The organism is Salinivibrio sp. MA427, from assembly GCF_001996115.1.
GTDB classification, from domain to species: domain Bacteria; phylum Pseudomonadota; class Gammaproteobacteria; order Enterobacterales; family Vibrionaceae; genus Salinivibrio; species Salinivibrio costicola.
This window is the reverse complement of record NZ_MUFH01000100.1, coordinates 1-8276: the sequence shown is the minus strand read 5'-3', so window position 1 is coordinate 8276 and position 8276 is coordinate 1. Positions and strand designations below refer to the sequence as shown.

General features: G+C 49.0%; 16 protein-coding genes and 1 pseudogene. All 17 read right to left on the bottom strand.

Annotated features, from left to right (window positions below):
• A partial coding sequence (gene rplQ / locus BZG79_RS08305; protein WP_077774164.1) for a 50S ribosomal protein L17 occupies positions 1–351 on the bottom strand: 351 nt, incomplete at its 3' end.
• A gap of 35 nt (positions 352–386) precedes the next feature.
• Positions 387–1376 (bottom strand): DNA-directed RNA polymerase subunit alpha, encoded by a 990-nt coding sequence (gene rpoA / locus BZG79_RS08300; protein WP_077461926.1) that lies wholly within the window; start codon positions 1374–1376, stop codon positions 387–389.
• A gap of 23 nt (positions 1377–1399) precedes the next feature.
• Positions 1400–2020, bottom strand: a complete 621-nt coding sequence (gene rpsD, locus BZG79_RS08295) for a 30S ribosomal protein S4 (protein WP_021024487.1) — start codon at positions 2018–2020, stop codon at positions 1400–1402.
• 40 nt (positions 2021–2060) lie between these two features.
• Positions 2061–2450, bottom strand: coding sequence for a 30S ribosomal protein S11 (gene rpsK, locus BZG79_RS08290; protein WP_021024486.1), 390 nt, complete (start codon positions 2448–2450; stop codon positions 2061–2063).
• 18 nt (positions 2451–2468) lie between these two features.
• Positions 2469–2825: a 30S ribosomal protein S13 gene (rpsM, locus tag BZG79_RS08285; protein ID WP_077774163.1), complete on the bottom strand. Its 357-nt coding sequence runs from the start codon at positions 2823–2825 to the stop codon at positions 2469–2471.
• A 146-nt stretch (positions 2826–2971) separates the two neighbouring features.
• Entirely contained in the window at positions 2972–3085 is a 114-nt protein-coding gene (gene rpmJ, locus BZG79_RS08280; protein WP_021024484.1) for a 50S ribosomal protein L36, read from the bottom strand.
• A 27-nt stretch (positions 3086–3112) separates the two neighbouring features.
• A pseudogene (gene secY, locus BZG79_RS08275) lies at positions 3113–4157 on the bottom strand (preprotein translocase subunit SecY).
• 22 nt (positions 4158–4179) lie between these two features.
• Positions 4180–4614 carry a 50S ribosomal protein L15 gene (gene rplO / locus BZG79_RS08270; RefSeq protein WP_077774162.1) on the bottom strand — a complete coding sequence of 145 codons (435 nt, stop codon included), beginning with the start codon at positions 4612–4614 and terminating at the stop codon, positions 4180–4182.
• Between the two features lie 4 nt (positions 4615–4618).
• Complete coding sequence (gene rpmD / locus BZG79_RS08265) at positions 4619–4798, bottom strand: 50S ribosomal protein L30 (RefSeq protein ID WP_021024481.1); 180 nt, start codon at positions 4796–4798, stop codon at positions 4619–4621.
• A 5-nt stretch (positions 4799–4803) separates the two neighbouring features.
• Positions 4804–5301, bottom strand: a complete 498-nt coding sequence (gene rpsE / locus BZG79_RS08260) for a 30S ribosomal protein S5 (protein WP_021024480.1) — start codon at positions 5299–5301, stop codon at positions 4804–4806.
• Between the two features lie 12 nt (positions 5302–5313).
• Positions 5314–5667 (bottom strand): 50S ribosomal protein L18, encoded by a 354-nt coding sequence (rplR, locus tag BZG79_RS08255; protein WP_021024479.1) that lies wholly within the window; start codon positions 5665–5667, stop codon positions 5314–5316.
• A gap of 9 nt (positions 5668–5676) precedes the next feature.
• Positions 5677–6210 carry a 50S ribosomal protein L6 gene (rplF, locus tag BZG79_RS08250; protein ID WP_021024478.1) on the bottom strand — a complete coding sequence of 178 codons (534 nt, stop codon included), beginning with the start codon at positions 6208–6210 and terminating at the stop codon, positions 5677–5679.
• A gap of 13 nt (positions 6211–6223) precedes the next feature.
• Positions 6224–6616: a 30S ribosomal protein S8 gene (rpsH, locus tag BZG79_RS08245; protein WP_021024477.1), complete on the bottom strand. Its 393-nt coding sequence runs from the start codon at positions 6614–6616 to the stop codon at positions 6224–6226.
• A gap of 23 nt (positions 6617–6639) precedes the next feature.
• A complete protein-coding gene (rpsN, locus tag BZG79_RS08240; RefSeq protein ID WP_021024476.1) occupies positions 6640–6945 on the bottom strand; it encodes a 30S ribosomal protein S14 in 306 nt (101 codons plus the stop codon).
• Positions 6946–6962: 17 nt separating this feature from the next.
• Positions 6963–7502, bottom strand: a complete 540-nt coding sequence (rplE, locus tag BZG79_RS08235) for a 50S ribosomal protein L5 (protein WP_021024475.1) — start codon at positions 7500–7502, stop codon at positions 6963–6965.
• 15 nt (positions 7503–7517) lie between these two features.
• Complete coding sequence (gene rplX / locus BZG79_RS08230; RefSeq protein ID WP_021024474.1) at positions 7518–7832, bottom strand: 50S ribosomal protein L24; 315 nt, start codon at positions 7830–7832, stop codon at positions 7518–7520.
• Between the two features lie 11 nt (positions 7833–7843).
• The gene (rplN, locus tag BZG79_RS08225) at positions 7844–8215 is read right to left on the bottom strand and encodes a 50S ribosomal protein L14 (protein ID WP_021024473.1); all 372 of its coding nucleotides are present in this window, start codon (positions 8213–8215) and stop codon (positions 7844–7846) included.
• Positions 8216–8276 lie beyond the last annotated feature (61 nt).

Genomic DNA, 8276 nt, shown 5'->3' with positions numbered 1-8276 from the left:
ATCTACGAGCTCGATGTAAGCCATAGGGGCTTTATCACCTGAGCGAACACCGCATTTCAAAATGCGAGTGTAACCGCCTGCACGTGAAGCAAAACGTGGGCCGAGTTCATTAAACAGTTTCGCTACTACTTCGTCGTTACGAGTGCGAGCGAACGCTACACGACGGTTAGCAACACTGTCGTTCTTAGCTAAGGTAATCAACGGTTCAATAACGCGACGCAGCTCTTTTGCCTTAGGCAAAGTTGTTTTGATAACTTCGTGAGTTACCAGCGAGCTAGCCATGTTGCTGAACATCGCTTTACGATGGCTGCTGTTGCGATTGAGTTGACGACCACTCTTACGATGGCGCATGACCTAATCCTTCTAACTAAATAATCAGTAACTGATTAATCTTCAGCGATTGATGCTGGCGGCCAGTTTTCTAGGCGCATGCCTAGAGATAGACCACGTGATGCCAGCACGTCTTTAATCTCTGTCAAAGACTTCTTACCAAGGTTTGGTGTTTTAAGAAGCTCAACCTCAGTACGCTGTACCAGATCACCGATATAGTGAATCGCTTCTGCTTTCAAACAGTTTGCAGAGCGAACAGTTAGTTCAAGATCGTCTACAGGACGCAGTAGGATCGGATCGAACTCTGGCTTCTCTTCTTTCTCCTCAGGGACACGCACGTCGCGTAAATCAACAAACGCATCCAACTGTTCAGCTAGGATGGTTGCCGCACGGCGAATCGCTTCCTCAGGATCCAGTGTACCGTTAGTTTCCATATCGATGACTAACTTATCAAGGTCGGTACGCTGTTCAACACGTGCTGCTTCAACATTGTAAGCAATACGATCTACTGGGCTAAACGTTGCATCGACAAGTAGGCGACCAATGGGACGCTCGTCGTCTTCGCTATCGATACGCGCAGACGCTGGTACATAGCCACGACCACGTTCTACCTTGATACGCATGCTAATTTCCGCGTTTGCATCAGTCAGGTGGCAGATAACGTGTTCTGGGTTCGCAATCTCAACACCACCATCATGGGTGATGTCGCCTGCAACAACAGGGCCTGCACCAGACTTGGTCAGAGTAAGGATAACTTCATCTTTACCCTCAACCTTAACGGCTAGGCCTTTAAGGTTAAGTAGGATTTCCAGGATGTCTTCCTGAACCCCTTCTTTGGTGCTGTACTCGTGCAATACGCCGTCAATTTCAACTTCCGTCACCGCACAGCCTGGCATAGATGAAAGTAGGATACGACGTAGCGCATTCCCCAGAGTATGGCCAAAGCCACGCTCTAGAGGTTCAAGAGTTACTTTTGCGTGCGTCGAGCTAACTTGTTCAATATCAACCAGACGCGGCTTAAGAAATTCTGTTACAGAACCCTGCATTATGTCCTCTCTTTAGTTCAGCTTTACTTAGAGTAAAGCTCGACGATCAGGTGTTCGTTGATGTCAGCAGACAAATCAGAACGCTCTGGTAGGCGTTTGAATGTGCCTTCCATCTTCTTGCTGTCTACTTCGATCCAAGTTGGCAGTTCGCGCTGTGCCGCAACTTCTAGAGCTGCTTTAATGCGCGCCTGGTTCTTCGCCTTCTCGCGAATGCTAACCACGTCGTTTGCCGAAACCTTGAAAGAAGGTACGTTAACAACTTTGCCGTTAACTAGGATCGCTTTGTGGCTTACCAGCTGACGTGATTCGGCGCGAGTGGCACCAAAGCCCATGCGGTAAACTACGTTATCTAGACGACCTTCAAGAAGCTGAAGCAGGTTTTCACCTGTATTGCCCTTGATGCGGGCAGCGTCTTTGTAGTAGTTACGGAACTGCTTTTCCATTACGCCGTACATACGACGAACTTTTTGCTTCTCACGAAGCTGAACGCCATAGTCAGACAAACGGCCGCGACGCTGACCGTGAACGCCTGGGACGTTATCGATTTTACACTTGGTATCAATCGCGCGTACGCCTGACTTAAGGAACAAGTCAGTACCTTCGCGACGGCTAAGCTTCAGCTTAGGACCCAAATATCTTGCCATGATCTTTCTCCAATATTCTAAGAAACAGCGCTAGTGCGTATTAAACGCGGCGTTTCTTAGGTGGACGACAACCGTTATGCGGGATTGGCGTCGCATCGACAATGTTAGTGATGCGGAAGCCCGCAGCGTTCAGGGCACGAATAGTAGACTCGCGGCCTGGACCTGGACCTTTAACCATCACTTCGAGGTTTTTCAGGCCGTACTCTTTAGCCATTTCACCACAACGCTCAGCAGCAACCTGCGCAGCGTATGGAGTTGACTTACGAGAGCCACGGAAGCCTGAACCACCGGCAGTTGCCCATGCTAGAGCATTGCCTTGACGGTCAGAAATCGTCACGATTGTGTTATTGAAAGACGCATGAATGTGCGCAACGCCATCAGCGACTTGCTTGCGTACGCGTTTGCGTGCACGAGTTGCTTGTTTAGCCATAGTACTCACCTACCCCGATTATTTCTTGATCGGTTTGCGCGGACCCTTACGGGTACGAGCGTTGGTCTTCGTACGCTGGCCACGAAGTGGCAAGCTGCGACGATGACGCAAACMGCGGTAACAACCAAGGTCCATAAGACGCTTGATGTTCATGGAAATTTCACGACGTAGATCGCCTTCTACGGTGTATTTAGCCACACCGTCACGCAATTGGTCGATCTGTTCTTCTGATAGTTCACTGATCTTAGTGCTCTCGGCAATACCGACATCAGCTAGAATAGCTTGAGAGGTGGTTTTGCCGACACCGTAAATCGCAGTCAATGCGATTACAGCGTGCTTTTGATCAGGAATGTTAATGCCTGCTATACGGGCCACTATTCACTCCTAGTACTTTTCAAGTAGAACCGCTGCAGAGCCCGTCGAGGATACGCAGCGGCATAGCCACTTCTTTTGCACATACAAAAGGTGGGCTGGCTAATGTAGCCAGCCTGACCTCATTTTGCAAGAAAAATATTCTGCTATTAGCCTTGGCGTTGCTTGTGCTTTGGCTCACTGCAGATCACACGAACGGTACCGTTACGTTTGATCACTTTACAGTTACGGCAGATTTTCTTAACGGAAGCACGAACTTTCATTGCTAAACTCCGTAAATAGACAACCTATTAGCGGCCGTAGCCTTTTAGGTTGGCTTTTTTCAACACGGACTCATATTGTTGAGACATCAAATGAGTCTGAACTTGAGCCATAAAGTCCRTGATTACGACTACTACGATAAGTAGTGATGTACGCCAAAGACACATCGGTCAGCCAGCTTGTCTGATCACCCTTACCAAACCAGTTAGCAAGCGTGCCAGGGAACAGAATAATACTTGATGCAAAAATCGCAGGAATAACGCCTGCCATGTTGATCTTAAGAGGCAGATGCGTGCTTTGCGCTGCAAAAACACGACGACCTTGTTGCCGCTTAGCGTAGTTAACAACGATACGACGTTGACCACGCTCCATGAAGACCACAAAGTAGACGACAGCCAATACGATAACTGCGATACCTAGCAAGAGAAGCGGAGACATGTCGCCTTGACGCGCTTGCTCTATTGTCTGTCCAATTGCGGGTGGCAGACCCGCGACGATTCCGGTGAAAATAATCAACGAAATACCGTTACCAATGCCACGTTCAGTAATTTGTTCACCTAACCACATCAAAAACATGGTACCAGTCACCAAACTAACTACCGCGGTAAAGTAAAAAGCAGGACCTGGATTAATCACCAGACCCGGCATCATACTTGGTAACCCGGTCGCGATTCCAATTGCTTGGAACGTTGCCAACACCAACGTGCCGTAGCGAGTGTACTGGTTTATCTTACGACGACCAGATTCACCCTCTTTTTTCAATTCCGCTAATGCGGGATGAACGACTGACAATAACTGAACAATAATCGACGCCGAAATATACGGCATAATGCCCAGTGCCAGTATCGAGGCACGCTCAAGGGCGCCACCAGAGAACATGTTAACCAAGTCAATGATGGTCCCTTGTTGCTGTTCGAACAGATCGGCAAGTACAGCAGCGTCAATACCAGGAATGGGCACAAAAGAGCCGGCACGGAATACCAATAATGCCATTGCTACAAAAAGTAGGCGACTTTTCAGCTCCGCAACTCCGCCTTTTGCACTACTAAAGTTTTGTCCTGGTTGTTTTGCCATCTGTACCTCGTCCTCGAGCTAATTATTCCTCGATTTTACCGCCTGCAGCTTCGATTGCCGCTTTAGCGCCTTTAGTGACACGAACACCTTTAACGGTCACTGCACGAGCGATTTCGCCAGACAGTACGATTTTCGCCGTACGAGTGTCTTGTGCAACAACGTTTGCCGCTTTTAGCGACTCAAGGCTTACAACGTCACCGCCAACTTTAGCCAGCTCGCCTAAACGAACCTCAGCTGAAGTCAGGCCTTTACGCGAAGTAAAACCGAATTTTGGCAGACGCTGTTTCAAAGGCATTTGACCGCCTTCGAAACCTGGGCGTACTGAACCACCTGAACGTGATTTCTGACCTTTGTGACCACGGCCACCGGTTTTACCCAGGCCTGAACCAATACCACGGCCTACACGCTTCGCAGAAGGCTTTGAGCCTGCAGCCGGAGATAGAGTATTCAAACGCATGTGATTACTCCTCCACTTTAACCATGTAGTTGACTTTATTGATCATACCGCGAATACACGGTGTATCTTCAAGTTCAACAGTGTGGTTGATGCGACGTAGGCCCAAGCCACGCAGGGTCGCTTTGTGTTTCGGCAAACGGCCGATAACGCTACGAGTCTGAGTTACTTTAATTGTCTTAGCCATGTCGATTACCCCAGAATTTCGTTAACAGGCATGCCACGTTTAGCAGCTACCATTTCTGGAGACTTCGTACCACCCAGGCCATCGATCGTTGCACGAACGATGTTGATTGGGTTGGTCGAACCGTATGCTTTCGCCAGAACGTTTTGGACGCCTGCTACTTCAAGCACGGCACGCATCGCACCACCTGCGATGATACCTGTACCATCTGATGCTGGCTGCATATACACTTTAGAACCAGTGTGGCGGCCTTTTACAGCATGGTGCAGGGTACCGTCGTTCAGCGCGATAGTAATCATGTTACGACGCGCCTTTTCCATTGATTTCTGGATCGCTGCTGGTACTTCACGGGCTTTACCGTAACCGAAACCAACGCGACCGTTACCATCACCTACCACTGTTAGTGCGGTGAAGGTAAAGATGCGACCACCTTTAACCGTCTTAGATACACGGTTTACAGCGATCAGCTTCTCATGCAAATCACTTTGTTGTTTATCGTTAGCCATCTTCCACCTACCTTAGAATTTCAGACCAGCTTCACGGGCAGCATCTGCCAGTGCAGCCACACGGCCGTGGTATTGGAAACCGGAACGGTCAAAAGCAACAGCTTCGATGCCTTTTTCCTTCGCTCGCTCAGCAATGATCTTACCCACGGCTGCAGCGGCGTCTTTGTTCCCGGTGCTCTTAACTTGTTCACGGATCGCTTTTTCTACGGTAGAAGCGGCGGCGATAACTTCCGCGCCATTACCAGCGATAACCTGTGCGTACACATGACGTGGAGTACGGTGTACCACCAGGCGAGTCGCACCCATTTCCGCGATCTTGCGTCGTGCTTTGGTCGCACGACGGATACGAGATGCTTTCTTATCCATAGTGTTACCTTACTTCTTCTTAGCTTCTTTAGTACGCACAGCTTCGTCAGCGTAACGAACACCTTTACCTTTGTAAGGCTCTGGCTTGCGGTATGCGCGGATTTCAGCAGCAACCTGGCCAACTGCTTGTTTATCAGCACCGCTGATAACAATTTCAGTTTGGCTTGGGCACTCTGCTTTTACACCCTCAGGCAGAACGTGTTCTACCGGGTGAGAGAAACCAAGTGTCAGGTTAAGTTTGTTACCGGCAATGTTTGCACGATAACCAACACCTTTCAGGATCAGTTTCTTGGTAAAGCCTTCTGTTACACCAACAACCATGCTGTTGACCAGTGCGCGCGCTGTACCAGCATGAGCCCATGCTTTAGCGTGTTCCACACTTGGTGCGAAGGTAATGGTGTTTTCTTCTTGGTTTACTGCCACCATATCGTGAAGCGTGCGGCTAAGTTCGCCTTTGCTTCCTTTTACAGTGATGTCCTGACCGTCAAGTTTCACCTCTACGCCGGCAGGAACTACGACAGGTGCTTTTGCAACACGAGACATTTCCTACTCCTTATTACGCTACGTAGCAGATGATTTCACCGCCCAGACCCGCTTTGCGAGCTGCGCGATCGGTCATCAAACCTTTCGAAGTTGATACAACCGCAATACCAAGGCCACCCATCACTGAAGGCAACTCATCTTTCTTTTTGTAGATGCGCAGGCCCGGACGGCTAACTCGTTGGATTTGCTCGATAACTGGTTTAGATTCGAAGTATTTCAACGTCACTTCCAGTTCAGGCTTGTCGTCGCTATTTACTGCGACATCAGCCACGTAACCTTCTGCTTTTAGTAGCTCAGCAATTGCCACCTTTAGCTTTGACGAAGGCATTTTAACAGCAACTTTCTTTGCTGTCTGACCGTTGCGTAAGCGGGTCAGCATATCCGAAATCGGATCTTGCATGCTCATAAGTCTTTACTCCCGTGATTCAATTACCAGCTTGCCTTACGCAGACCCGGAATCTCGCCTTTCATGCAAGCTTCACGAACCTTGATTCGGCTTAGGCCGAATTTGCGTAGGTAGCCATGTGGACGACCAGTCTGGTTGCAGCGGTTACGCTGACGAGACTTCGCAGAATCACGCGGTAGCGACTGAAGCTTCAGGACTGCGTCCCAACGCTCTTCGTCTGACGTGTTGACACTTTTAATGGTCGCACGCAGGTTGGCACGCTTTTCAGCGTAGCGCGCTGCGAGCTTCGCACGTTTTACATCACGTGCTTTCATCGATTTTTTAGCCATAACAGTAACCCTTCACCTTACTTACGGAATGGGAAGTTAAAGGCAGCCAGCAGAGCTCGACCTTCCTCATCTGTACCTGCAGTAGTAGTGATAGTAATATCAAGACCACGGATACGATCGACTTTGTCATAGTCAATCTCAGGGAAGATGATTTGCTCGCGAACGCCCATGCTGTAGTTACCACGACCATCGAACGCTTTCGGGTTCAGGCCACGGAAATCACGGATACGAGGAACTGCGATCGCGATTAAGCGCTCGAAGAAGTCCCACATACGCTCGCCACGTAGGGTTACTTTACAACCAATTGGGTAGCCCTCACGGATCTTGAAGCCTGCGACTGACTTACGTGCTTTAGTGATGAGCGGCTTTTGACCAGAAATCGCGGTCATATCAGCAGCTGCATTTTCAAGCAGTTTTTTGTCGTTCAGAGCTTCGCCCACACCCATGTTAAGGGTGATCTTCTCGATCCCTGGGACTTGCATGATGCTTTTGTAACCAAATTGCTTAGATAGCTCAGCTACAACTGTCTCTTTGTAGTAATCATGCAGTTTCGCCATTGTACTACTCCAGAATTACTTAATAGTTTCGCCATTCGACTTGAAAAAACGCACTTTTTTGCCGTCTTCAAATCGGAAGCCTACACGGTCACCTTTACCAGCTGCTGCGTTAAAGATAGCCACGTTAGAAACATCAATAGCGGCTTCTTGTTCAACAATGCCACCTTGAGTGCCCAGAGCCGGAACCGGCTTCTGGTGCTTCTTCACGAGGTTAATACCTTCAACGATAACTTTACCGGTTGGTAGAACCTTAGATACTTTACCTTTCTTGCCTTTATCTTTACCGGCAAGAACGATAACTTCGTCGTTACGACGGATTTTAGCTGCCATGAGATCGCTCCTTACAGAACTTCAGGCGCCAGAGACACAATTTTCATAAACTTCTCGTTACGAAGTTCACGTGTCACAGGGCCAAAGATACGTGTGCCGACTAGTTGCTCGTTCGTGTTGTTCAACAACACGCAAGCATTGCGGTCGAAGCGAATGACAGAGCCGTCTGGACGACGTACGCCTTTACGGGTGCGAACTACCACCGCCTTAAGCACATCACCTTTTTTCACTTTACCGCGAGGAATTGAATCCTTAACGGTAACTTTGATGATGTCGCCAACGTGGGCGTAACGACGGTGAGAGCCACCCAGAACCTTAATACACATTACACTGCGAGCGCCGGAGTTGTCGGCTGCGTCCAGCATACTTTGCATTTGGATCATTGTTAGTGCTCCGCTGTTATTACATCTAGACCCATCTCGGGTCGGGCTGCCTTTTTTCAAG

Excerpts from the sequence above, each read along its gene's own strand:
- rpoA (WP_077461926.1), bottom strand. The coding sequence starts at position 1,376 with ATGCAGGGTTCTGTAACAGAATTTCTTAAGCCGCGTCTGGTTGATATT.
- rpsD (WP_021024487.1), bottom strand. The coding sequence starts at position 2,020 with ATGGCAAGATATTTGGGTCCTAAGCTGAAGCTTAGCCGTCGCGAAGGT.
- rpsK (WP_021024486.1), bottom strand. The coding sequence starts at position 2,450 with ATGGCTAAACAAGCAACTCGTGCACGCAAACGCGTACGCAAGCAAGTC.
- rpmJ (WP_021024484.1), bottom strand. The coding sequence starts at position 3,085 with ATGAAAGTTCGTGCTTCCGTTAAGAAAATCTGCCGTAACTGTAAAGTG.
- rplO (WP_077774162.1), bottom strand. The coding sequence starts at position 4,614 with ATGCGTTTGAATACTCTATCTCCGGCTGCAGGCTCAAAGCCTTCTGCG.
- rpmD (WP_021024481.1), bottom strand. The coding sequence starts at position 4,798 with ATGGCTAAGACAATTAAAGTAACTCAGACTCGTAGCGTTATCGGCCGT.
- rpsE (WP_021024480.1), bottom strand. The coding sequence starts at position 5,301 with ATGGCTAACGATAAACAACAAAGTGATTTGCATGAGAAGCTGATCGCT.
- rplR (WP_021024479.1), bottom strand. The coding sequence starts at position 5,667 with ATGGATAAGAAAGCATCTCGTATCCGTCGTGCGACCAAAGCACGACGC.
- rplF (WP_021024478.1), bottom strand. The coding sequence starts at position 6,210 with ATGTCTCGTGTTGCAAAAGCACCTGTCGTAGTTCCTGCCGGCGTAGAG.
- rpsH (WP_021024477.1), bottom strand. The coding sequence starts at position 6,616 with ATGAGCATGCAAGATCCGATTTCGGATATGCTGACCCGCTTACGCAAC.
- rpsN (WP_021024476.1), bottom strand. The coding sequence starts at position 6,945 with ATGGCTAAAAAATCGATGAAAGCACGTGATGTAAAACGTGCGAAGCTC.
- rplE (WP_021024475.1), bottom strand. The coding sequence starts at position 7,502 with ATGGCGAAACTGCATGATTACTACAAAGAGACAGTTGTAGCTGAGCTA.
- rplX (WP_021024474.1), bottom strand. The coding sequence starts at position 7,832 with ATGGCAGCTAAAATCCGTCGTAACGACGAAGTTATCGTTCTTGCCGGT.
- rplN (WP_021024473.1), bottom strand. The coding sequence starts at position 8,215 with ATGATCCAAATGCAAAGTATGCTGGACGCAGCCGACAACTCCGGCGCT.